This is a genomic window from Streptomyces sp. NPDC020780, assembly GCF_044334475.1.
Taxonomy (GTDB): domain Bacteria; phylum Actinomycetota; class Actinomycetes; order Streptomycetales; family Streptomycetaceae; genus Streptomyces.
Map to the genome: position 1 here is coordinate 296,397 of NZ_JBIRTB010000009.1, position 22,734 is coordinate 319,130.

The 22,734-nt window shown below is 71.7% G+C and carries 21 protein-coding genes; 13 read left to right on the plus strand and 8 right to left on the minus strand.

Annotation, left to right across the window (positions count from 1 at the left end):
* Nucleotides 1-534: 534 nt before the first annotated feature.
* Genes ACH4VO_RS19855 through ACH4VO_RS19865 form a run of 3 tightly spaced genes read right to left on the minus strand, consistent with a single transcriptional unit; the run spans nt 535 to nt 3,513 of the window.
* Nucleotides 535-1,350, minus strand: coding sequence for a DsbA family protein (locus ACH4VO_RS19855; RefSeq protein WP_360992566.1), 816 nt, complete (start codon nt 1,348-1,350; stop codon nt 535-537).
* Between the two features lie 43 nt (nt 1,351-1,393).
* Nucleotides 1,394-2,119 carry a hypothetical protein gene (locus ACH4VO_RS19860; RefSeq protein WP_360992936.1) on the minus strand — a complete coding sequence of 242 codons (726 nt, stop codon included), beginning with the start codon at nt 2,117-2,119 and terminating at the stop codon, nt 1,394-1,396.
* Between the two features lie 59 nt (nt 2,120-2,178).
* Nucleotides 2,179-3,513, minus strand: a complete 1,335-nt coding sequence (locus ACH4VO_RS19865; RefSeq protein WP_360992563.1) for a DUF2252 domain-containing protein — start codon at nt 3,511-3,513, stop codon at nt 2,179-2,181.
* A 245-nt stretch (nt 3,514-3,758) separates the two neighbouring features.
* On the opposite strand from ACH4VO_RS19865, the gene dnaE reads away from it, so the two are divergent.
* Nucleotides 3,759-7,304 (plus strand): DNA polymerase III subunit alpha, encoded by a 3,546-nt coding sequence (dnaE, locus tag ACH4VO_RS19870; RefSeq protein ID WP_360992561.1) that lies wholly within the window; start codon nt 3,759-3,761, stop codon nt 7,302-7,304.
* 79 nt (nt 7,305-7,383) lie between these two features.
* On the opposite strand, the gene ACH4VO_RS19875 is transcribed toward dnaE, so the two are convergent.
* Complete coding sequence (locus ACH4VO_RS19875; RefSeq protein ID WP_360996050.1) at nt 7,384-7,551, minus strand: hypothetical protein; 168 nt, start codon at nt 7,549-7,551, stop codon at nt 7,384-7,386.
* Nucleotides 7,552-7,824: 273 nt separating this feature from the next.
* Between ACH4VO_RS19875 and ACH4VO_RS19880 the strand changes: the two genes are divergently transcribed.
* The 4 genes from ACH4VO_RS19880 (at nt 7,825) to ACH4VO_RS19895 (ending at nt 11,938) form a co-directional block, all read left to right on the plus strand.
* Nucleotides 7,825-9,081, plus strand: a complete 1,257-nt coding sequence (locus ACH4VO_RS19880) for an NYN domain-containing protein (protein ID WP_360996053.1) — start codon at nt 7,825-7,827, stop codon at nt 9,079-9,081.
* Between the two features lie 105 nt (nt 9,082-9,186).
* A complete protein-coding gene (locus ACH4VO_RS19885) occupies nt 9,187-10,170 on the plus strand; it encodes an ABC transporter ATP-binding protein (RefSeq protein ID WP_360996219.1) in 984 nt (327 codons plus the stop codon).
* A gap of 37 nt (nt 10,171-10,207) precedes the next feature.
* Nucleotides 10,208-11,059 carry an ABC transporter permease gene (locus ACH4VO_RS19890; RefSeq protein WP_398441059.1) on the plus strand — a complete coding sequence of 284 codons (852 nt, stop codon included), beginning with the start codon at nt 10,208-10,210 and terminating at the stop codon, nt 11,057-11,059.
* A 150-nt stretch (nt 11,060-11,209) separates the two neighbouring features.
* On the plus strand, nt 11,210-11,938 hold the full coding sequence (locus ACH4VO_RS19895) for an ABC transporter permease (protein WP_360996055.1): 729 nt from the start codon (nt 11,210-11,212) through the stop codon (nt 11,936-11,938).
* 442 nt (nt 11,939-12,380) lie between these two features.
* On the opposite strand, the gene ybaK is transcribed toward ACH4VO_RS19895, so the two are convergent.
* From ybaK to ACH4VO_RS19915, 4 genes are all read right to left on the minus strand, one after another.
* Nucleotides 12,381-12,881: a Cys-tRNA(Pro) deacylase gene (gene ybaK, locus ACH4VO_RS19900; protein ID WP_360996058.1), complete on the minus strand. Its 501-nt coding sequence runs from the start codon at nt 12,879-12,881 to the stop codon at nt 12,381-12,383.
* 17 nt (nt 12,882-12,898) lie between these two features.
* Entirely contained in the window at nt 12,899-13,675 is a 777-nt protein-coding gene (locus ACH4VO_RS19905) for an LON peptidase substrate-binding domain-containing protein (protein ID WP_360996061.1), read from the minus strand.
* Between the two features lie 11 nt (nt 13,676-13,686).
* Nucleotides 13,687-14,721: a hypothetical protein gene (locus ACH4VO_RS19910; protein WP_360996064.1), complete on the minus strand. Its 1,035-nt coding sequence runs from the start codon at nt 14,719-14,721 to the stop codon at nt 13,687-13,689.
* A 223-nt stretch (nt 14,722-14,944) separates the two neighbouring features.
* Nucleotides 14,945-16,546 carry an oxidoreductase gene (locus tag ACH4VO_RS19915; protein ID WP_360996067.1) on the minus strand — a complete coding sequence of 534 codons (1,602 nt, stop codon included), beginning with the start codon at nt 16,544-16,546 and terminating at the stop codon, nt 14,945-14,947.
* Nucleotides 16,547-16,706: 160 nt separating this feature from the next.
* Here ACH4VO_RS19915 and hisD point away from each other — a divergent pair, with 160 nt between their 5' ends.
* The 8 genes from hisD to hisF are packed head-to-tail and all read left to right on the plus strand — an operon-like array spanning nt 16,707 to nt 22,432.
* The gene (hisD, locus tag ACH4VO_RS19920) at nt 16,707-18,029 is read left to right on the plus strand and encodes a histidinol dehydrogenase (RefSeq protein ID WP_360996070.1); all 1,323 of its coding nucleotides are present in this window, start codon (nt 16,707-16,709) and stop codon (nt 18,027-18,029) included.
* Nucleotides 18,026-19,153 (plus strand): histidinol-phosphate transaminase, encoded by a 1,128-nt coding sequence (locus ACH4VO_RS19925; RefSeq protein WP_360996073.1) that lies wholly within the window; start codon nt 18,026-18,028, stop codon nt 19,151-19,153. The genes hisD and ACH4VO_RS19925 overlap by 4 nt, the downstream gene beginning before the upstream one ends.
* The gene (gene hisB, locus ACH4VO_RS19930) at nt 19,150-19,743 is read left to right on the plus strand and encodes an imidazoleglycerol-phosphate dehydratase HisB (protein WP_360996076.1); all 594 of its coding nucleotides are present in this window, start codon (nt 19,150-19,152) and stop codon (nt 19,741-19,743) included. Before ACH4VO_RS19925 ends, hisB begins: the two co-directional genes overlap by 4 nt.
* On the plus strand, nt 19,740-19,907 hold the full coding sequence (locus tag ACH4VO_RS19935) for a hypothetical protein (RefSeq protein ID WP_351170823.1): 168 nt from the start codon (nt 19,740-19,742) through the stop codon (nt 19,905-19,907). The genes hisB and ACH4VO_RS19935 overlap by 4 nt, the downstream gene beginning before the upstream one ends.
* A gap of 11 nt (nt 19,908-19,918) precedes the next feature.
* The gene (gene hisH / locus ACH4VO_RS19940; protein WP_360996079.1) at nt 19,919-20,560 is read left to right on the plus strand and encodes an imidazole glycerol phosphate synthase subunit HisH; all 642 of its coding nucleotides are present in this window, start codon (nt 19,919-19,921) and stop codon (nt 20,558-20,560) included.
* Nucleotides 20,560-21,285 (plus strand): bifunctional 1-(5-phosphoribosyl)-5-((5-phosphoribosylamino)methylideneamino)imidazole-4-carboxamide isomerase/phosphoribosylanthranilate isomerase PriA, encoded by a 726-nt coding sequence (priA, locus tag ACH4VO_RS19945; RefSeq protein WP_360996082.1) that lies wholly within the window; start codon nt 20,560-20,562, stop codon nt 21,283-21,285. The genes hisH and priA overlap by 1 nt, the downstream gene beginning before the upstream one ends.
* Nucleotides 21,282-21,680 (plus strand): RidA family protein, encoded by a 399-nt coding sequence (locus tag ACH4VO_RS19950; RefSeq protein ID WP_360996085.1) that lies wholly within the window; start codon nt 21,282-21,284, stop codon nt 21,678-21,680. The genes priA and ACH4VO_RS19950 overlap by 4 nt, the downstream gene beginning before the upstream one ends.
* A complete protein-coding gene (gene hisF / locus ACH4VO_RS19955; protein ID WP_360996088.1) occupies nt 21,677-22,432 on the plus strand; it encodes an imidazole glycerol phosphate synthase subunit HisF in 756 nt (251 codons plus the stop codon). Before ACH4VO_RS19950 ends, hisF begins: the two co-directional genes overlap by 4 nt.
* The last annotated feature ends 302 nt before the right edge of the window (nt 22,433-22,734 follow it).

Genomic DNA, 22,734 nt, shown 5'->3' on the forward strand with positions numbered 1-22,734 from the left:
CTCCGGAGCCACCCCGGGGGTGAGAGGAGAACGTCATGCAGGGAGCCACTTTCGCGGGCGATGTGTCCCCATACGGAATCCAGGAGACGCCGTCCGACATGACGGCGTGTCACCGTGTTAACGGAGTGACGCATGGCTGGAAATGATCGGTGACGTGCTGAGGGTGCCTGCCGTTTGCGCCCCGTGCGCTCTGCTGCCCACGGCGGATTGCGGATTGGGTTCCCCGCCGCGTTCTTCCAGGTCATGCCCGCAATCGCGTTGCCGGTGCGGACGCAGACGGTGGCGGCGCGTGCGCTAAGGCGCCGGGCGTGGTGGCGGCGGCGCCCTTGCGGTCCGTATGTCGGCCGGGTGCGGAGGGGTTTCTTCGGCCGCCACGCCGGCCGGCCACGTCGACGTTCGGCCACGTCGCTGTCCGGCAGGGGCCCCTCCCCGTCCGCTGACCGAACAGAGAGACGGGCGAACCCGAAGGTTCGCCCGCCTGCCCTGCCTCGGGCACCGGGGCCGTCGCCCCGGTGCCCGCCCCGCTCCCCTCCGTCAGCCCTTCAGGGCCTTGGAGATCGCGGCGTCGAATTCGGCCACCGTCATCGGGGCGTTCTTGCTGCCCTCGGCGGTGACGGTCTTGCCGTCCATCTTCAGCGTGGGCGTGCCCTGGACGCCGCTCTTGTCGAAGGCCTTGGACATCTTGATCGCCCAGGCGTCGTACGTACCGTCCTCGACGTCCTTCTTGAACGCCGCGTTGCCCTTCAGCGCGTCCACGGAGTCCGCGACCTCGATCAGGAAGCTGTCCTTGGCGAACTTGTCGTCCGTCTCCTCGGGGTGGTACTTCGCGGAGTACAGCGCGGCCTTGTAGTCCATGAAGGCCTCAGGGCTGACGTCGAGCGCCGCGCCCAGCGCGCTCAGGGCGTTCTTGGAGCCCTCACCGCTGTCGGAGTTGTCGATGAAGGTCGCGCCGACATACTTGATCTTGTACTTGCCGGCCTCGACGTCCTTGGCGACCGTCTCGCCGACGTTCTGCTCGAACGTGGCGCAGATCGGACAGCGGGAGTCCTCGTACAGCTCCAGGGTCTTCTTGGCGCTCGCCTTGCCGATCACGACGGTCGTGCCGTCGTCACCGGAGGTGTTCTCCGGGGCGGTGACGTTCTTCGCGTCGGCGGCGGCCTCCCAGGCGGAGGGCTTGTTCAGCTGCATCACGCCGTAGCTGACGGCGCCCGCGATCGCGAGAACGGCGACCACCGAGACGCCGACGACGACCTGCTTGCGTACCTTGTCCTTCTTGGCCTGCCGCTCGCGTTCCTGGCGCAGCCGCTCGCGGGCGGCGGACTTGCTGGCCTGGCTGTTGCGCTTGCTCATGGGACTGCTCCGTATGTGGGGTGGCTCGGGAATCTCCGGATGCTCAGGCGGTGGCGCGGGCCGAGCCGGGAGGTCCTCTCCGTCCCACACAGTGCACGAGGAGCCGGGCAGGGAAGAGCGGGAGGGGCCGCCCCGTGCTGCGGGGGCCCCTCCGCACCCGGAGCCGGGCGGTGTCCACCACGGCGACCGCGGTCAGCAGCGGCCGGAAGGCGACGGCGGCCGCCGCGCGCAGCAGCCCCGCCAGAGCGGACTCGCCGTGCCGCAGCCAGGCCGCGGCCAGCAGGCCCACCGTCACGTGTGTGGCCAGGAGCAGCCACGGGACGGCAGGGCCGGGTGAGGCCAGCAGGGCGGCGGCACGGTCGCCGGCCCCGGTCACCCCGGCCAGCGGGGTGCCCACCGCGGCGACCCCGGCGAGCCGGTCGGAGCCCGTACCCGCTTCGCCGCCGCAGAGCACGTCCACGCCCACGGAGCGCAGCGGACCCGCGATCGGCCCGCCCGCCGCCCCGTAGCAGAGGTGCTGCCCGGTGGTGAACACCGTGTCGGCCGCCAGTTCCAGCGGAACGAGCAGTCCGGCGATCGCTCCGAACCCGCGCTCGCGGCCGGCCAGCGCGAAGGCCGCGGCGAACACGGCACCGGCCAGCAGCGCGACCGCCGTCAGGGGCAGCGGGACCCGGGAGAGCAGCACATGGGACGCCGAGGAGAGCGTGACGACGAGGGCGGTGAACACCGCCGCGCGTACCGCCCTGATCTGCGTCCCTGATACGTCCATCGCCGCAGAGTGTGCCATGGCTTCCTGTAAGCGAGCCCTGAGGACCCGGTCGTGCTGTCCTAAAGCCCCGGGATACGGCCGTTGCGGAAGAGGTCCACGAAGATCTGGTGGTCCGCGCGGGCCCGGGCGCCGTAGCCGTGGGCGAAGTCGACCAGCAGCTCCGCGAAGCCCTGCTCGTCCGCCGCGATCGCCGCGTCGATCGCGCGTTCCGTGGAGAAGGGCACCAGGGAGTGCCCGCTCTCGTCGTCGGCCGCCGAGTGCATCGTCGCCGTCGCCCGGCCCAGGTCGGCCACGACCGCGGCGATCTCCTCCGGCTCGTCTATGTCGGACCAGTCCAGGTCCACCGCGTACGGCGAGACCTCCGCGACCAGCTGACCGGTGCCGTTCAGCTCGGTCCAGCCCAGCCACGGGTCGGCGTGCGCCTGCAGCGCGCGCTGCGAGATGACCGTGCGGTGGCCCTCGTGCCGGAAGTACTCCCGGACGGCCGCGTCCGTGATGTGGCGGGAGACCGCGGGCGTCTGCGCCTGCTTGAGGTAGATCACGACGTCGTTCTCCAGGGCGTCGCTGTTGCCCTCCAGGAGGATGTTGTACGAGGGCAGGCCCGCCGAGCCGATGCCGATCCCGCGGCGGCCGACGACGTCCTTCACACGGTAGGAGTCGGGCCGGGTCAGGCTCGACTCCGGCAGCGTCTCCAGATAGCCGTCGAAGGCGGCGAGCACCTTGTAGCGCGTCGCGGCGTCCAGGTCGATCGCACCGCCGCCGGCGGTGAACCTGCGCTCGAAGTCCCGGATCTCCGTCATCGAGTCGAGCAGCCCGAACCGGGTCAGCGACCGCGCGGCCCGCAGAGCGCCGAGCAGCGGGCCCTCGGCGGTGTCCAGGGTGAAGGGCGGCAGCTCCGCCGTCGCGCTGCTCCCCTTCCCCGTCGCCAGCGCGTGGATGCGCTCACGGTAGGCGGCGGCGTAGATCCGCACCAGCTCGCCGATCTGGTCGTCGCTCAGCGCCTTCGCGTAACCGATCAGGGCGACGGAGGCGGCGAAGCGCTTGAGATCCCAGGTGAACGGGCCCACATAGGCCTCGTCGAAGTCGTTGACGTTGAAGATCAGCCGGCCGTTGGCGTCCATGTACGTGCCGAAGTTCTCAGCGTGCAGGTCGCCGTGGATCCACACCCTGCTCGTGCGCTCGTCCAGATACGGGCCGGCGTGCTGCTCCCGCTCCAGATCGGCGTAGAACAGCCCGGCGGAACCGCGGTAGAAGGCGAAGGCGGAGCCCGCCATCTTGCGGAACTTCACCTGGAAGGCGGCGGGGTCGGCGGCCAGGAGCTCCCCGAAAGCGGTGTCGAAAACGGCGAGAATCTGCTCCCCGCGCTCCTGCGCGCGGGTCTGCGTGTCCGACATCGCTGAGTGCCTCCTGCTACATGGCGTTCATGACAAATGGGACGGCCGTCCCGGACGTTCCAACGCGCGACCGTACCCCGGAGTGCCCGTCGTCCGTGACCGCCAGGACGTAGACTTCCACGCTGTCCCCCCTGACCGTCGCCCCTCACCCGTCGCCCGACCACCACCCCTCGTCGAGGCGCTTCGCGCCGCCCTGAAGACCGCCCTGAAGACCGCCCTGAAGACCGCCCCGGAGGAACAGCGCTGTGAGCAAGCCGCCTTTCACGCACCTGCACGTCCACACCCAGTACTCACTGCTGGACGGTGCCGCGCGGCTGAAGGACATGTTCGAGGCGTGCAACGACATGGGCATGTCGCACATCGCGATGACCGACCACGGCAACCTCCACGGGGCGTACGACTTCTTCCACTCGGCGAAGAAGGCCGGGGTGACGCCGATCATCGGCATCGAGGCCTACGTCGCCCCCGAGTCCCGCAAGCACAAGCGCAAGATCCAGTGGGGACAGCCGCACCAGAAGCGCGACGACGTCTCGGGTTCCGGCGGTTACACCCACAAGACGATCTGGGCGGCGAACAGCACCGGCCTGCACAACCTCTTCCGGCTCTCCTCCGACGCGTACGCCGAGGGCTGGCTGCAGAAGTGGCCGCGCATGGACAAGGAGACCATCGCCCAGTGGTCCGAGGGCCTCATCGCGTCCACCGGATGCCCCTCCGGCGAGGTGCAGACCCGGCTGCGGCTCGGACAGTTCGACGAGGCCGTCAAGGCGGCCTCGGACTACAAGGACATCTTCGGTGAGGGCCGGTACTTCCTGGAGCTCATGGACCACGGCATCGAGATCGAGCGCCGGGTCCGCGACGGGCTCCTGGAGATCGGGCGGAAACTGGGCATCCCGCCGCTCGTGACGAACGACTCGCACTACACGTACGCCCACGAGGCGACGGCCCACGACGCCCTGCTCTGCATCCAGACCGGCAAGAACCTCTCCGACCCTGACCGCTTCCGCTTCGACGGCACCGGCTACTACCTCAAGACGACGGACGAGATGTACGGCGTCGACTCCTCGGACGCCTGGCAGGAGGGCTGCGCCAACACCCTTCTGGTCGCGGAGCAGATCGACACCGCGGGCATGTTCGAGAAGCGCGACCTGATGCCCAAGTTCGAGATCCCGGAGGGCTACACCGAGGTCACCTGGTTCCAGGAGGAGGTCCGGGCCGGCATGGACCGCCGCTACCCGGGCGGCGTCCCCGAGGACCGGCAGAAGCAGGCCGAGTACGAGATGGACATCATCATCCAGATGGGGTTCCCCGGGTACTTCCTCGTCGTCGCCGACTTCATCATGTGGGCCAAGAACAACGGCATCGCGGTGGGCCCCGGCCGCGGCTCGGCCGCCGGCTCGATCGTCGCGTACGCCATGGGCATCACCGACCTCGACCCGATCACGCACGGGCTGATCTTCGAGCGGTTCCTCAACCCCGAGCGCGTCTCCATGCCCGACGTCGACATCGACTTCGACGAGCGCAGGCGCGTCGAAGTGATCAGGTACGTGACCGAGAAGTACGGCGCCGACAAGGTCGCCATGATCGGCACCTACGGCAAGATCAAGGCCAAGAACGCGATCAAGGACTCCGCGCGCGTCCTGGGCTACCCGTACGCCATGGGCGACCGTCTCACCAAGGCCATGCCCGCCGACGTCCTCGGCAAGGGCATCGACCTCAGTGGCATCACCGACCCGAAGCACCCCCGCTACAGCGAGGCCGGCGAGATCCGGGGGATGTACGAGAACGAGCCGGACGTCCGGAAGGTCATCGACACCGCGAAGGGCGTCGAGGGCCTGGTGAGGCAGATGGGTGTCCACGCGGCCGGCGTGATCATGTCCAGCGAGCCCATCGTCGACCATGCCCCGGTCTGGGTGCGGCACACCGACGGCGTCACCATCACCCAGTGGGACTACCCGCAGTGCGAGTCGCTCGGCCTGCTCAAGATGGACTTCCTGGGCCTGCGCAACCTGACGATCATGGACGACGCCATCAAGATGGTGAAGGCCAACAAGGGCGTCGACCTGGAGATGCTCGCCCTGCCCCTGGACGACCCCAAGACGTACGAGCTGCTCTGCCGCGGTGACACGCTCGGGGTGTTCCAGTTCGACGGTGGGCCGATGCGCTCGCTGCTGCGCCAGATGCAGCCCGACAACTTCGAGGACATCTCCGCCGTCTCGGCCCTCTACCGGCCGGGCCCGATGGGCATGAACTCGCACACGAACTACGCCGAGCGCAAGAACGGCCGCCAGGAGATCACCCCGATCCACCCGGAGCTGGAGGAGCCCCTCAAGGAGGTCCTCGGCCTCACCTACGGCCTGATCGTGTACCAGGAGCAGGTGCAGAAGGCCGCCCAGATCGTCGCCGGCTACTCGCTCGGCGAGGCCGACATCCTGCGCCGCGTGATGGGTAAGAAGAAGGCCGACGAGCTGGCGAAGAACTTCGTCCTCTTCGAGGCCGGCGCCAAGAAGAACGGCTTCTCCGACGCGGCGATCAAGGCCCTGTGGGACGTCCTCGTGCCGTTCGCCGGATACGCGTTCAACAAGGCTCACTCCTCCGCGTACGGCCTGGTCACCTACTGGACCGCCTACCTCAAGGCCAACTACCCGGCCGAGTACATGGCGGCGCTGCTGACCTCCGTCAAGGACGACAAGGACAAGTCGGCCGTCTACCTCAACGAGTGCCGCCGCATGGGCATCAAGGTGCTCCCCCCGAACGTCAACGAGTCCGAGTCGAACTTCGCCGCCCAGGGCGACGACGTGATCCTCTTCGGGCTGACCGCCGTCCGCAACGTCGGGCAGAACGTGGTCGACTCGATCATCCGGTCCCGCAAGGCGAAGGGGAAGTACTCCTCGTTCCCCGACTTCCTCGACAAGGTCGAAGCGGTCGTCTGCAACAAGCGCACCGTCGAATCGCTCATCAAGGCGGGTGCCTTCGACGAGATGGGCCACACCCGCAAGGGCCTCGTCGCCCACCACGAGCCGATGATCGACAACGTGGTGCAGGTCAAGCGCAAGGAGGCCGAGGGGCAGTTCGACCTCTTCGGCGGCATGGGCGAACCGGACGACGGCGCCTCCGAGCCCGGGTTCGGGCTGGACGTGGAGTTCTCCGACATCGAGTGGGAGAAGTCCTACCTGCTCGCGCAGGAGCGCGAGATGCTCGGCCTGTACGTCTCCGACCACCCGCTCTTCGGCCTGGAGCACGTGCTGTCCGACAAGTCGGACGCGGCGATCTCCCAGCTCACCGGCGGCGAGCACGCGGACGGCGCCATCGTCACCGTCGGCGGCATCATCTCCGGCCTCCAGCGCAAGATGACCAAGCAGGGCAACGCCTGGGCCATCGCCACCGTCGAGGACCTCGCCGGCTCCATCGAGTGCATGTTCTTCCCCGCGACCTACCAGCTGGTCTCCACCCAGCTCGTCGAGGACACCGTCGTCTTCGTCAAGGGCCGCCTCGACAAGCGCGAGGACATCCCCCGCCTGGTCGCCATGGAGATGCAGGTCCCCGACATCTCGTCGGCCGGGACCAACGCCCCCGTCGTCCTCACCATCCCCACGGTCAAGATCACCCCGCCCATGGTCAGCCGGCTCGGCGAGGTCCTCAGCAGCCACCGGGGCGACACCGAGGTGCGGATCCGACTCCAAGGCCCGCGCAAGACCACCGTGCTCCGGCTCGACCGCCACCGGGTCAAGCCCGACCCGGCCCTCTTCGGCGACCTGAAGGTGCTGCTCGGCCCGTCCTGCCTGGCCGGCTGACCGCCGTACCGCAAGAGAGCGAGAGGGGCGCCCCGCCACCGGCGGGGCGCCCCTCTCGGCCTGACGGCCCGTGAACCGGTCAGTTGTGGCCGAAGCGCTTCTGGTGCTTGCGTGCCACGTCGGCGGGGCTGCCCTGAGCCTGCGACTGCGACTCGTACGCCGTCGACCTGGCCTCCTCCGCGCCACGCTCCGCGGTGGACGCGCGGTCGTGCTGGCTGCCCTGCTTACGGTTCTTGTTCTTGGCCATGGTGATGCCTCCTACGGGGAATCTCGGGGCCAGGACCGCTGTCAGACTCACATAGCACCGAAAAGGCCGCATGTTGGATCATTACGGTGCGTAGTAGGCGGGGTATCATGCGCCGTCCTCCTTGATCCGCCACGCCGATGATCGAGTTCCGGACCTGAACGTCGGTGCCGTCGGGCAGACTCGAAGGAAACCCTGAGTGAGCGCACCCCGAACAGGCGGACCCGCCCCCCCCACGACCGGGTCCGCCGGGCAGCTCCCGATTCCTGGAAGAGGGTGGAACGCGTGGACCGTTGCGTCGTCCTGGTGGACGCCGGTTATCTGCTGGGCGCAGCCGCGAGCCTGCTGGCCGGAGAACCCGCCCGTTCCCGTATCACCGTCGACCACGCCGCCCTGATCCAGGGTCTGCGTGAGCGGGCCGAGGCCGACACGGAGCAGCCCCTGCTCCGGATCTACTGGTTCGACGGCGCCCCCGACCGCGTCCCGCAGCCCGAACACCGCCGGCTGCGCGTGATGCCCCGGGTGACGGTACGGCTGGGGGCGCTCACACGCAGTGACGGACGGTGGGCGCAGAAGGGCGTCGACGCGGCCATGCACGCCGAGCTCACCGAACTCGCCAGGAACCGCGCCTGCTCGGACGTCGTCCTCGTCACCGGCGACGGCGACCTGCTGCCCGGACTCATGTCGGCGAAGGAACACGGGGTCGCCGTCCACCTGTGGGCCGTCCAGGCCGCCGACGGCGACTACAACCAGTCCGAGGATCTGGTCGCCGAGGCCGACGAACGACGCGTGCTCGACCGGATCTGGATCACCAGGGCGGTCCGGGCCAAGGACATCGGCGGCGTCTGCGCCCCCACGCCCGTCCCGCGCCCCGAGATCGCCGCCATCCTCTCCGCGCCGCTGCCCGAGGCCGCCCTCGCCGCCTCGGCCGAGCGGGCCTCCGAGGCGCAGGCCGCCGCGCGCAACGGCACCGTCGCACCTTCGGGCGAGGACACCGTGCCCGACCGGCCCACCACCCACCACAAGGGCGTCCCCACCCCCAAGGACCTGGCCGGCCTGCGCGCCCCCGGCTCCCAGGCCACCCCGGCCCCCGCCCAGCCCGCCGCCCCCAACGCCACTCTGCGCTGGTCGTCCGACAAGGGCTGGGTGGAACGCGGCGGCCCCCTCGGCGAACCCGCCGAGACGGCCTCCCTGCCGACCCTGGCCCAGCTCACCAGCGCCGAACAGCGCTGGGCGGACCGGGAGGAGGACATCACCACCGTCGGCGGCGACCCCTTCGAGGTGGGCCAGGTCTTCGCCCGCCGCTGGATGGAACGGCTGCCGGAGACCGTCCACCTGCAGAAGCTCTCCACCATGTACCCGCGCATCCCGCACCGCATCGACGGCGAACTGCTGAGGTACGCGGCACGCTTCGGGCTCCTCGCGCACAAGGACGACCAGATCGACGAGCACGACCGGTACGCCATCCGGGCGGGCTTCTGGCGCGAGATCGACGTCCGGACGGCCGCCGAACACGTCCCCGCGGCGGAGTAGCCGGGCGCCGCCGCCCGGCCCCGGGCGCAATACGGGGCATCCGACCCCGTACTCTCGTACCTCGTGAGTACGGGCACAGCACAGGCGCGGAGCGGGACCGGGACCGTGTGCGCGGTGCGTGATCTGGTCAGGACCTATCCCGCCGTCCGCGGCCGGCGCGGACGCGCCGCCACCCCCGAGGTGCGCGCCACCGACGGGGTCAGCCTCGACGTGCGGCAGGGAGAGATCTTCGGCCTGCTCGGCCCCAACGGCGCCGGCAAGTCCACGCTCGTACGCCAGCTCACCGGACTCATGCGCCCCGACTCGGGCAGCGTCGAGGTGCTGGGACACGACCTCGTACGCCACCCCGAGCGGGCCGCACGGCTCATCGGTTACCTCGGCCAGGAGTCCACCGCCCTCGACGAGCTGACCGTGTCCCTCGCCGCCGAGACCACCGGGCGGCTCAGAGGACTGCCGGTGCGTGCGGCACGGGCCGCCCGTGACGCCGTGCTGGAGGAGCTGGGACTGACCGAACTCGCCGGGCGGCCCCTGAACAAGCTGTCCGGCGGCCAGCGGCGGCTCGCCTGCTTCGCCGCCACGCTGGTCGGGGAGCGCCCCGTCCTCGTCCTGGACGAGCCGACGACGGGCATGGACCCCGTCGCCCGGCGCGCGGTGTGGTCCGCCGTCGACCGGCGGCGCGCCGAGCACGGCGTGACGGTGCTCCTCGTGACCCACAACGTGATCGAGGCGGAGACGGTCCTGGACCGGGTCGCCGTCATGGAACGCGGCAGGGTCATCGCCTGCGACACCCCCGGCGGGCTCAAGGAACAGGTGGCCGGAGAGGTCCGGGTCGAGCTGGTGTGGCGCGAGAGGGCGCCGCTGGACGTCCCCGAGGTGGCGGCGCTGCGCGCGTGTGCCCAGGAGTCGGGACGCCGGTGGGTCCTGCGGCTCGGCCCCGACGCGGCACGGGCGGCGGTCGCCGCGGTGACGGGCGGGGCGGCGTTCTCCTCGCTGGACGACTTCACGCTGGCCACGCCCAGCCTGGAGGACGTCTACCTGGCCCTCGGCGGAGACGCGGCCAGGGCGGCCGAAGGACTGGTGAAGGCGTGATCACGCAGGTGTGCAAGCCGAACGGGAGCAGCGCCAGGTGACGAGCATCGTTCCCGCCGGACCCGTGGAGAACGCGGCCGGGTCACAGGTCCCGGCCGCCGCGGCCCCGGCCGGCCTGCCGTCCCGTACGGCACCCGCGCCCCTCGCACCACGGGCCGGGCTGCTGCCCGCGCTGGCCGCCGTGTACCGGGCGCAGCTCTCGCGGGCGAGGGTCGCCCGGATCCCGCTGCTCTTCGTCGCCACCTTCCAGTCCGTCGGGATCATGGTCCTGATGCGCGGGGTCGTCGACGGGGGCGCCGAGGCGCGGGCGGTCGTCGCCGGGTCGAGCGTGCTGGTCGTGGCGTTCGTCGCGCTCAACATGCTCGCCCAGTACTTCGGGCAGCTGCGGGCCGGCGGCGGCCTCGACCACTACGCCACCCTGCCCGTGCCGGCGGCCGCGGTGGTGCTGGGCGCGGCGGGGGCGTACGCCTCGTTCACCGTGCCAGGCACCGTCGTCACGGCGGTCGCGGGCAGCGTGCTGTTCGGCCTGCCCCTGACCCACCTGTGGGTACTCGCCGCCGTCGTCCCGCTGGCCGGTGCCGCCCTCTCCGGGCTCGGTGCCGCGCTCGGTCTGCTCGCGCCACGCCAGGAACTGGCGACGCTGCTGGGGCAGCTGGGGATGTCCGCCGCGCTGCTGCTCGGCGTACTGCCCGCCGAACGCCTGCCCGGGCCGGTGGGCTGGGCGCGCGATCTGCTGCCCTCGACGTACGGGGTCGAGGCGCTGGCCCGGTCCTTCGACGCCCGCCCGGACTGGGCGGCCGTCACCCTCGACCTCGGGGTGTGCGCCGCAGTCGGAGTGCTGTCCCTGGCCGTCGCCACGTGGGCCTACCGGCGGGCCGCGGTGCGCTGACGGCCGCGCGGCGGGTGCCTCGCGGGGTGGGGCGGGCCGCGGGGGACCGCGGGGCGGACATTCGCGGGCACCGGCGGACACCCGCGGCCACTCGCGGGGACCGGCCGGTCCGGTGGGGTGGACCGCCGGGCCACCTGGCACGATGGCAGCGTGAACGCACCGTCGACGCCGCCGCATCAGCCCGAGCCCCACGACTCCTGGCAGGCCCCGCCGTCGGGGTCCCATGCCGTGCCCGCCACGGAGGACGCGGCCGACGCGCCGGACCTCCGCGCGGAGCTGGTGCAGGGCGCCGTGATCACCGCTGTGCTGGCGGCCTCCGGTGTCCTCCTCGGCCTGCTGTGGCTGTGGCTGGCGCCCCGGGTTCCGCTGATCTCCGACGACACCGCCGTGTTCCTCAAGAACAGTGAGGGCGAGGAGGCCATCGGGGCCGACGGCACCTTCGTCCTGCTCGCGCTGGCCTTCGGCCTCGTGTCCGCCGCCGCCGTCTTCTTCTTCCGCCGGCGCGGAGGCATTCCGCTGGTGGTGGGTCTGGCCCTGGGCGGGTTGCTCGGCTCCCTGCTCGCGTGGGGGATCGGCACCTGGTTCGGGCCGACCTCGGACGTGGTCGCCCATGCCAAGGAGGTCGGCAAGGGGGTCACCTTCGACGCGCCGCTGAAGCTGCACGCGGTGGGGGCGGCGGTACTCGCCTGGCCCGTCGCGGCGATGATCGTGCACCTGGGGCTGACGGGGCTGTTCGGGCCACGGGACCCGGAGCCGGAGTGGGGGGCGCCGTACGGGGACGACGGGGCGGTGGGAGAGGCGTTCGGGCCCGCGCCTGACGGCGGGCCCGGGCCGGGTACCGGTCCGGGTGCCGGGGGCGACGGGCCGGAGCGGGGCTAGCCGGATCCGGCTGGGGTCCTGCGATGGTGTCGGCGGGTGGTGCGGTACGGGGTGGTGCGCCTGCGGCGGGCCCTGTCCCCTACCCGCCCCTTCCCGAAACCGGGGCTCCGCCCCGGACCCCGGTCCTCCGTCGCCGGACGGGCTGGGGAGGCGGGTGGGTCGGGGGTGCCCGGACCCCGCGTTTCGGGCCCCCGGGGCCCTGGTTGTCCGTCGCCGTACGGGCTGAAGAGGCGAGCTGGGTGGGGGAGCTCAGGCCCGGACGGGCTGAAGAGGCGGGCCGGGTGCGAGCCCCGTGCTCCGGAGCCCGGTTCTCGGACGCCAGGCGGGTGGTGGGGCGGTCCGGGCTGAAGGGGTGGGCCGGGTAGGGGGCTTGCTCCGGTCATCGAAACGCCGGACGGGCCTGGAGGGGCAGGGGGGATCCGGTCTGCCGTCGGGCCGGCGTCTACGGGCGGCCGATCGGGGCCAGTACCGCCCCTGTCAGGGCGGCCAGGTCGGTGGGGGAGAGTTCGACCTCGAGACCGCGGCGGCCCGCCGAGACGCAGATCGTGGGGTGGGTGTCCGCCGACGCGTCCAGGACCGTGCGCAGGCGCTTGCGCTGGCCCAGGGGGGAGATCCCGCCGCGTACGTAGCCCGTGGTGCGCTCCGCGGCGGCCGGGTCCGCCATGGCCGCCCGTTTGCCGCCCACGGCCGAGGCCAGTGCCTTCAGGTCCAGTGATCCGGCGACCGGGACGACCGCGACGACCAGTTCGCCGTCGACGTCCGCGACCAAGGTCTTGAAGACCCGGCCGGGAGCGACCCCTAGTGCCTCGGCCGCCTCCTCGCCGTAGGACGGGGAGGACGGGTCGTGGTCGTAGGAGTGGACCGTGAACGCGGTGCCGGCCGCGGTCAGGACGACCGTGGCCGGGGTGCCGACGGACTGCTGTTTCTTCGCCTTCTTGGCCACCGTGCCGCTTCCTCGGGTCAGTTGGGGTGGGTGGGGGCGCGGGTCAGGTCGAGCACCGGCAGTGACGGCAGATGCCGGATGACGGCGGTCTCCCTGCGCAGGAGCGTCAGCTCCTCGCGCAGACGGGTGGCGGTGTCCGGGGCCTGGAGCAGCCGTTGCTTCGTGGGGACGTCGAGCACGGTGGCGGCGGCCACCAGGTAGGAGACGACGGACGGATCGTCCGGCAGTTCCGCGCCGGTCGTCAGGGAGCGCTCGTCGGCGCCGGCGAGCCGTTTCTGGTAACTGCGGAAAGCCCGCAGGACGCCCTCGGCGAGGGCTCCCGCCTCGTCCTCGGCGGGCGCGTCCTCCTCCTTGCCGTCCGGGTCCTCGGGCAGCTCCTCGACCTCGGCCGCCAGGTACGGCCCACTCGCGTCGACGGACAGCAGCCTGACCCGTGTGGTGCCGGTCGCCAGGACCTCGAAACTGCCGTCGGCGCGTTCGCGGATCTTCGCCGCGTCGGCGACGCAGCCGACGCGGTGGAAGGTCTGGATGGGGTCGGGGCCGAAACCGTCGGCCGGAGCACGCTCGACCGGTCCCGCGGCGGCGACCGTGTCCGGCATCCCGGTGGCCGTGAGGGCGGTCTCGCGGCCGTCGCGGATCGCGACCACGACGAAGCGGCGCGGTTCGTCCTCGTCGATCCGGAGCAGCTCGCGCATCATGGCGCGATACCGCTCCTCGAACACGTTGAGGGGCAGCACGAGGCCGGGGAACAGCACCGCGTTCAGCGGGAAGAGGGGCAGGCGAGCGGTGGTCACAACGGTCAAGCCTAATGGCCGCCGGGCCCGCCGTGTCCTGACCGTCCGCGAGAGGACGCGCAAGAGCCCGCCCGGAGCCGTACCGCCGCTCTCGTGTCGAGGAATCCGCCGAGGGCGTCGTCGGACACGCGCGCCCACGGGAACGAGGTGGCGTACGGCCCGATCAGCCGGAACTGCTCCAGCGCCTCGGCGGTGCGGCCCCGTGCGGCCAGGACGTACGCGAGGACGTTGCGGGCCTCGGCCGGCCAGGGATCGCCCCCGGGGAAGAGTGCGGAGAAACCGATCGCGAGGTCGGCGGCGGCGTCGATCCGGTCGTCCTGCACGGAGGTGGTCCGCCCGGCGGCCCGTTCGTCGGACAGCAGCCCGAAGGCCGCCCGTACCGGGAGCGCCTGCGCCAGTGAGTCCGGGGCGGCGTCCTCGGCGGCCCGCTCGGCGAAGTCGAGGCACTCGCGGTGCGAGCCGTACCAGGAGGCCGAGAGGTATTCGAGCGCCGCCACGTGGCAGCCGTGGTGGTGGGGGGAGCGGCGGACGGCCTGTTCCCACAGCGCCTCGAAGACCGTGTGGCCGGCGTGCGTGCCCCGGGCGTGGTCGAGCGCGAGCCGCCAGGGCACCGGGTCCCGGGGGCCGGCCTCGGCCGCCGCCGTGATCAGTGGGCCGGCCTCGCGCAGCAGCTCGGCGTGGGCGGGGGACGCCCAGGCGCGGCGTACGGCCAGCGCCGCCTTGACGAGCAGGGCGTCAGGATCGCGCGGGGCGGCGGTGAGCCAGTCGGTGAGCCATGCGTCGCGGCTGTGGGCGAAGGCGGTCAGGCCGGTCAGACAGCGGTCCCGGACCTCCCACTCGGCGGCGTCCCGGGTCATCGCGAGCAGCTTGGCCGCAGGTTCGAAGTCCCCCAGCGCGGCTGCCACCAGAGCGGGCGACAACCGCTCGTCGGGGGCGTCGAGCAGCACCGCGTCGTCCCCGGGCAGTCCGGCGGACAGCCGGGGGCCGTACCGGAACGAGCGTGCGGAACGCTGCAGAGCGCGGAGGAAGGCCATGGTGCAGACCATTGAAAAGCGCTGGTGGGGGCGGCGCCAGAGGGGCCCTGTGAAGCTTCTGTGGCGAGTGGGAGGGTTGCCCTGGGAAAGGTCAAGACAGCGCAAAGGAAAGCGTGAGGACTGGCCGGAATGCGACCTTCCGCCAACCGTCACCCGGCCGTCCGGCCGGGTTCCGGCAGGCCGTTCGATCGCCGCTACGTCAGGGATCCGGGTCCCGGTGAGGGCGCCGCCCCCGTCACCCGCGGCGCAGCAGTCTGGAGGCCCCGGCCGCCACCGTCGTGGCCAGTATCCACCCCACCAGGACGAGGGCCGCCGCCGCCCACTGCCAACCGCCCTCCAGCAGCCAGTACCCGTCCTGCCCGAGGTTGATCACCGGCACCAGCAGATCCAGCGCGTACAGCGCGGCGTTCCACTGCGGATGCTCGTCCCCCTTGATCGAGGCCGGTCGGTACTGCGAGAAGGCCACGGCCCCCGCCGCCCACAGCACCGCCATCCACACCAGGGCCCGACCCGGCCGGTAGCCGTACGCCACCGCCCAGTCCTGCAGGTAGCCCCAGACCCTGCCCGCCAGGGGCAAGGTCTCGCGCCTGCGCCGCTGCTTGGCCAGCAGCACCTCACGGGCGTCCGCGTCCTCCCCGCAGTTGCGGAGCACGGTGGCGAGGCGCTCGTACGGCTCCGGCACGTACTCCGGCGTGGCGGCCAGCACCCACTCCAGGCGCCGGGAGAGCGGGAAGTGGCCGTACGGGACGAGGTTCTCGTACACGAACCCGCCCATCGCCAGCCCGCCCGGCCCCGGCCAGCTGGTCGACACGTCGATCAGCGTGACGACCTTCGCACCGTTCAGCACGACCCGGCCCTCCAGGGGGCGCTCCGCGTTGAAGCGGAGCTCGGGGGTGACGATCCGGCGCAGCGACAGCTCCTCCTGGCCGGCCAGCACGAACCGGGCCTTGTGCAGGTCCACCGCGTCCCCGAAACGCCCGTCGTCCAGCCGTACGGCACCCCGGCACTCGAAGGCCTGCGCCCGGGTCCCGGGTACCGGACCGGCGCCGTAGGCGATGCCGTAGGGGGGAGTGGCGCCCTGGATCCCCGTGTCGACGCTCACCCAGGCCTCGGTCATGTACAGCGTGCGCTCCACGCTCAGCTGCGGGGCGTTCAGCGCCCGCCGGCCGTCCGCGGCGCGCAGCCGGCTCCCGCGCAGGCTCAGCGAACCGCCGACCTTCGCCCCGCGCAGACTCAGCTCGCCGCGCGTCTCGATCATCTCCGCCTGCAGGTCCTGGGCGACGCACATCCCGTCACCGACGAAGGCGCGGCCCAGCCGGTCGGGGCCCACGGTGAGCTGGCTGATCAGCAGGTCGGTGCCGATCTGGGCGTCGGTCAGCCGGATGCCGCGCTCGATCCGGCACCGCGGCAGATGCAGGTCGCCCTCCGTGCGCAGCCGGGCGGCGTCCAGTCTCGGCACCGCGCAGCCCGCCATCCGCAGCGTCGTGAAATGGCACTCGGGTACCAGCACCTCCTGCTCGAAGCGGCACCCCGTCAGCTCGACGTACGGAGAGACCCGGCCGCCCGCCAGGTCCAGCTTCCCCGTGACGCGCACGCCGCGGAGCTTGAGGGCGGCCACCCGCCCGGGCCGGGCGGGCGGCCCGCTCAGCAGCAGCCGCGCCACCGTCCGGGCGCCGACGCTGCGCTCCGGACCCCAGACGTGCGGCGCGAACGGATCGTCGCGCAGCGGATCGTGGGAGCGCAGGTCGTAGGTCGTGCCGTTCCGGAAGGCCTGCCACATACCCAGCTCCGCCGCGCTGAGTCCGTCGGGGATCTCCCCGTCGTGCGGTTCGGTCACTGCCTCACCTCCGTCGGCGCGGTACCTCCACGCTTCGTACAATCGTTCTTCCCGTCTGTGTGACGACATGAACACGTGTAGTCAACAGAGGTGGCCGGGGGACGTATCAGTCGGTGATACGGGGGACCGGGCGTCCGGAGCGGTCTGAGAGAATTGCGGTGTGATCTCTCGAATCGATCTGCGCGGCACCGCCCTCCCCGAGGGCGGCGCCCTGCGCGACCTGCTGCCCCGTGCCGAGTTCGACGTGGAAGCCGCCCTGGAGACGGTGCGGCCCATCTGCGAGGACGTACGCCATCGTGGCTCCGCGGCAGTGATCGAGTGGGGGGAGAAACTCGACGGTGTACGGATCGACGCGGTCCGGGTTCCCGCCGACGCGATCAGCGGCGCCCTGGAGCGCCTCGACCCGGCCGTGCGCGCCGCGCTCGAGGAGTCGGTCCGCCGCGCCCGCCTGGTCCACCGCGCGCAGCGCCGCACCACGCACACCACCCAGGTCGTTTCCGGCGGCACGGTCACCGAGAAGTGGGTCCCCGTCGAGCGCGTCGGGCTGTACGTGCCGGGCGGACGCTCGGTCTACCCGTCGTCCGTCGTGATGAACGTCGTCCCCGCCCAGGAGGCGGGCGTCGAGGGCATCGCCGTCGCCTCCCCGCCGCAGCAGGAGTTCGGCGGCCTCCCGCACCCCACGATCCTCGCCGCCTGCGCCCTGCTCGGCGTCGACGAGGTGTACGCGGCCGGTGGCGCGCAGGCCGTCGCGATGTTCGCGTACGGCACCGAGGACTGCCCCTCCGTCAACCTCGTCACCGGCCCCGGCAACATCTACGTCGCCGCCGCCAAGCGCCTGCTCAAGGGCCGTATCGGCATCGACGCCGAGGCCGGCCCCACCGAGATCGCGATCCTCGCCGACGCGGGTGCCGACCCGGTCCACGTCGCCGCCGACCTGATCAGCCAGGCCGAGCACGACCCGATGGCCGCCGCCGTGCTCGTCACCGACTCCGAGGAACTGGCCGCCGCCACCGAGGCCGAGCTCGCCCCGCAGGTCGCCGCGACCAAGCACGTCACCGACCGGATCGAGCCCGCGCTGGCCGGCCGCCAGTCCGCGATCGTCCTCGTCGACGGCATCGAGGACGGCCTCAGGGTCGTCGACGCGTACGGCGCCGAACACCTGGAGATCCAGACCGCGGACGCCGCGGCCGTCGCCGACCGGGTCCGCAACGCCGGAGCGGTCTTCGTCGGCCCGTACGCGCCCGTCTCCCTCGGCGACTACTGCGCGGGCTCCAACCACGTACTGCCCACCGGCGGCTGCGCCTGCCACTCCTCGGGCCTGTCCGTGCAGTCCTTCCTGCGCGGCATCCACATCGTCGACTACACCCGTGACGCCCTCGCCGAGGTCGCCCACCACGTGGTCACCCTCGCGGAGGCGGAGGACCTCCCCGCCCACGGCGCCGCGATCAAGGCCAGGTTCGGGTGGAAGGTGCCCCAGCAGTGACGCACGACAGCACCACCGGCAACGCCTGGGACGAACTCCCGATCCGTGACGAGCTGCGCGGCCAGTCCCCGTACGGGGCACCGCAGCTCGACGTGCCCGTCCGGCTCAACACCAACGAGAACCCCTACCCGCTGCCCGACGCGCTCGTCGACCGCATCGCCGAACGGGTCCGCGAGGCCGCCCGCGGCCTCAACCGCTACCCCGACCGCGACGCCGTCGAGCTCCGCACCGCACTCGCCCGCTACCTCACCCGCACCGCGGGACACGAGGTCACCCTGCACAACGTCTGGGCGGCCAACGGCTCCAACGAGGTCCTCCAGCAGCTGCTGCAGACCTTCGGCGGTCCCGGACGCACCGCGATCGGCTTCGAACCCTCCTACTCGATGCACGCCCTCATCGCCCGCGGCACCGGGACGGGCTGGATCTCCGGGCCCCGCCGCGAGGACTTCACCATCGACGTGGAGGCCGCGAGGAAGGCCATCGCCGAGCACCGCCCCGACGTGGTCTTCATCACCTCGCCCAACAACCCCACCGGCACCGCGGTGGACGCCGCGACCGTCGCGGAGCTGTACGACGCCGCCCAGGCCGCCGGACCCTCGATGGTCGTCGTCGACGAGGCGTACGGCGAGTTCAGCCACCACCCCTCGCTGCTCCCGCTGATCGCGGGCCGCCGCCACCTCGTGCTCTCGCGCACGATGTCCAAGGCGTTCGGCGCCGCCGGGCTGCGCCTGGGCTACCTCGCCGCCGATCCCGCCGTCGTCGACGCGGTGCAGCTGGTCCGGCTGCCCTACCACCTGTCCTCCGTCACGCAGGCGACCGCGCTGGCCGCCCTGGAGCACACCGATACGCTGCTCGGATACGTCGCGCAGCTCAAGAGCGAGCGCGACCGGCTGGTCGACGGGCTGCGCGGGCTCGGCTTCGACGTCACCGACTCGGACGCCAACTTCGTCCAGTTCGGCCGCTTCGCCGACAGCCACACCGCCTGGCGGCACATCCTCGACCGCGGCGTCCTGGTCCGGGACAACGGCGTACCGGGGTGGCTGCGGGTCTCCGCGGGGACCCCGGAAGAGAACGACGCGTTCCTCGATGCGGTGCGCGAACTGAAGAAGGAGCACGACGCATGAGCCGCGTAGGCAGGGTGGAGCGGACCACCAAGGAGACCTCCGTACTCGTCGAGATCGACCTCGACGGCACCGGCAAGGTCGAGGTCGCGACCGGGGTCGGCTTCTACGACCACATGCTCGACCAGCTCGGCCGCCACGGCCTCTTCGACCTCACGGTCAAGACCGAGGGCGATCTGCACATCGACTCGCACCACACCATCGAGGACACCGCGCTCGCCCTCGGCGCCGCCTTCCGGCAGGCGCTCGGCGACAAGGTCGGGATCTACCGCTTCGGCAACTGCACCGTCCCGCTGGACGAGTCGCTCGCCCAGGTGACCGTCGACCTCTCCGGCCGCCCCTACCTGGTGCACACCGAGCCGGAGAAGATGGCGCCGATGATCGGCGAGTACGACACGACGATGACCCGGCACATCCTGGAATCCTTCGTCGCCCAGGCGCAGATCGCCCTGCACGTGCACGTCCCGTACGGCCGCAACGCCCACCACATCGTGGAGTGCCAGTTCAAGGCCCTGGCCCGCGCCCTGCGGTACGCCAGCGAGCACGACCCGCGCGCGGCCGGCATCCTCCCCTCCACGAAGGGCGCCCTGTGACCGGCCTCAACACCGTGCTGATCGTCGTCGGCCTCTTCCTGGCCGGCGGCGTCTACTCCTTCTGGAAGCAGGGCATGCCCAAGGGCGTCGTCGTGCTTCTCGGGATCGGCTCCGTGATGTGCCTGGTGGCGGGCGTCATGCGGATCCAGGGAATCTGGGACTGAGGTAGAGGACCGTGAGCGACAAGAAGAAGGTCGTCGTCTTCGACTACGGCTTCGGCAACGTACGTTCCGCCGAGCGGGCTCTGGCCCGCGTCGGCGCGGACGTGGAGATCACCCGCGACTTCGACGCCGCGATGAACGCCGACGGACTGCTCGTCCCCGGCGTCGGTGCCTTCTCCGCCTGCATGGACGGGCTGAAGAAGGCCCGCGGTGAATGGGTCATCGGCCGCAGGCTGTCCGGCGGGCGCCCCGTCATGGGCATCTGCGTCGGCATGCAGATCCTGTTCGGCCGCGGCATCGAGCACGGGGTCGAGACGGAGGGTCTGGACGAGTGGCCCGGCACCGTCGGCCCGCTCCACGCCGACGTCGTCCCCCACATGGGCTGGAACACCGTCGAAGCCCCGGAGGACTCCCAGCTCTTCGCCGGACTCGACCCGGAGACCCGGTACTACTTCGTGCACTCCTACGCGGCGCACGACTGGTCCCTCGAAGTGACCAACGCCAAGATCCGTGCCCCCCGGGTCACCTGGGCGACGCACGGAGAACGCTTCGTGGCCGCCGTGGAGAACGGCGCGCTGTGGGCCACCCAGTTCCACCCCGAGAAGTCCGGCGATGCCGGCGCCCAGCTGCTGACCAACTGGATCGAGACGCTGTAATGCCGAAGCTTGAACTGCTCCCCGCCGTCGACGTCCGTGACGGCCAGGCCGTCCGGCTCGTCCACGGCGAGTCCGGCTCCGAGACCTCCTACGGCTCCCCGCTGGAGGCCGCCCTCGCCTGGCAGAGCGCCGGCGCGGAGTGGCTGCACCTCGTCGACCTGGACGCCGCCTTCGGCACCGGCGACAACCGGGCGCTGATCGCCGAGGTGGCCGGCGCCATGGACATCAAGGTGGAGCTCTCCGGAGGTATCCGCGACGACGCCTCGCTCGCCGCCGCCCTCGCCACCGGCTGCCGCCGGGTCAACCTCGGCACCGCCGCCCTGGAGAGCCCCGAGTGGGTCGCCAAGGTCATCGCCGAGTACGGCGACAGGGTCGCGGTCGGCCTCGACGTCCGCGGCACCACGCTGCGCGGCCGGGGCTGGACCCGTGACGGCGGCGACCTCTACGAGACGCTCGCCCGCCTCGACTCCGAGGGATGCGCCCGCTACGTCGTCACCGACATCGCCAAGGACGGAACCCTTCAGGGCCCCAACCTCGCGCTCCTGCGGGACGTGTGCGCCGCCACCGACCGGCCCGTCGTCGCCTCCGGCGGCGTCTCCTCGCTGGCCGACCTGCGCGCGATCTCCCTCCTCGTGCCGGAAGGCGTCGAGGGCGCGATCGTCGGGAAGGCCCTGTACGCGAAGGCGTTCACCCTGGAAGAGGCGCTCAAGGCGGTCTCCGGATGACGGACTCCGTACGCCGGATCTCCTCCGGCGGCCCCTGGGAGGACACGTTCGGCTACTCCCGGGCCGTAGAGCTGCCGAACGGGCTCGTGCTGGTCTCCGGCTGCACGTCCGTGGTCGACGGCCGGATCGCGGCGGACAGCCCGTACGAGCAGGCCGTCACGTCCTTCCGGATCGCCTTCGACGCCCTGAAGCAGGCCGGCCTCGGCCGCGAGGACGTGGTCCGCACCCGCATGTACCTCACCCACGCCCGGGACGTCGACGAGGTGGGCCGCGCCCACAAGGAGCTGTTCGACGACGTACGCCCCGCCGCATCCATGATCATCGTGTCCGGCTTCGTCGACCCCGGGCTGGTCGTCGAGGTCGAGGTCGAGGCCTACCGGGCAGGTGAGCGATGACCCTCGCCGTACGCGTCATCCCGTGCCTGGACGTCGACAACGGCCGCGTCGTCAAGGGCGTCAACTTCCAGAACCTGCGCGACGCGGGCGACCCCGTCGAGATGGCCAAGCTGTACGACGCCGAGGGCGCCGACGAGTTGACCTTCCTCGACATCACCGCGTCCAGCGGTGACCGGGAGACGACGTACGACGTGGTCCGGCGCACCGCCGAGCAGGTCTTCATCCCGCTCACGGTCGGCGGCGGTGTCCGCACCGCCGAGGACGTCGACAGGCTGCTGCGGGCCGGGGCCGACAAGGTCGGCGTCAACACCGCCGCCATCGCCCGCCCCGAGCTCATCCGGGAGATCGCCGAACGCTTCGGGCGCCAGGTCCTCGTGCTGTCCGTCGACGCCCGGCGCACGCCCGGGGGCACCTTCGAGGTGACGACCCACGGCGGCCGCAGGGGCACCGGCATCGACGCCGTCGAGTGGGCGCACCGCGCCGCCGAACTCGGAGCCGGTGAGATCCTGCTCAACTCGATGGACGCCGACGGCACGAAGGACGGCTACGACACCGAGATGATCAGGGCGGTACGGGCCCACGTCACCGTCCCCGTCATCGCCTCCGGTGGCGCGGGCCGGCTCGCGCACTTCCCGCCGGCCGTCGAGGCGGGCGCCGACGCCGTACTGGCCGCGTCCGTCTTCCACTTCGGTGACCTGCGGATCTCCGAGGTCAAGGACGCCCTCCGGGAGGCCGGAGCACCGGTGCGCTGACCCGGGCCGGGAAGGGCCGGTCGCGAAGACCGGCGATCTCGCCGATGTGCGCGCACGGGGTGCACCGCGAAAGTGGCGACCGCCAACGAATGACGGCGGTACCCACGCGGTGCACCCCGAAGACCCCGGGACCAGGCCGTGTTTCGAAAGCAGCGTCGTCTGCCCGAAGGGCAGGTCCGGCGGCGTCCGGTGCGTGCAATCGCAAGGCGGAGGGGCGTCCCGATACTGGATGTATCGGGATGATCCGACAACGCGGCGAGTGCGCGTGCCAGGCGTCGCCGGGCAGACGGGACTTCCGAAAC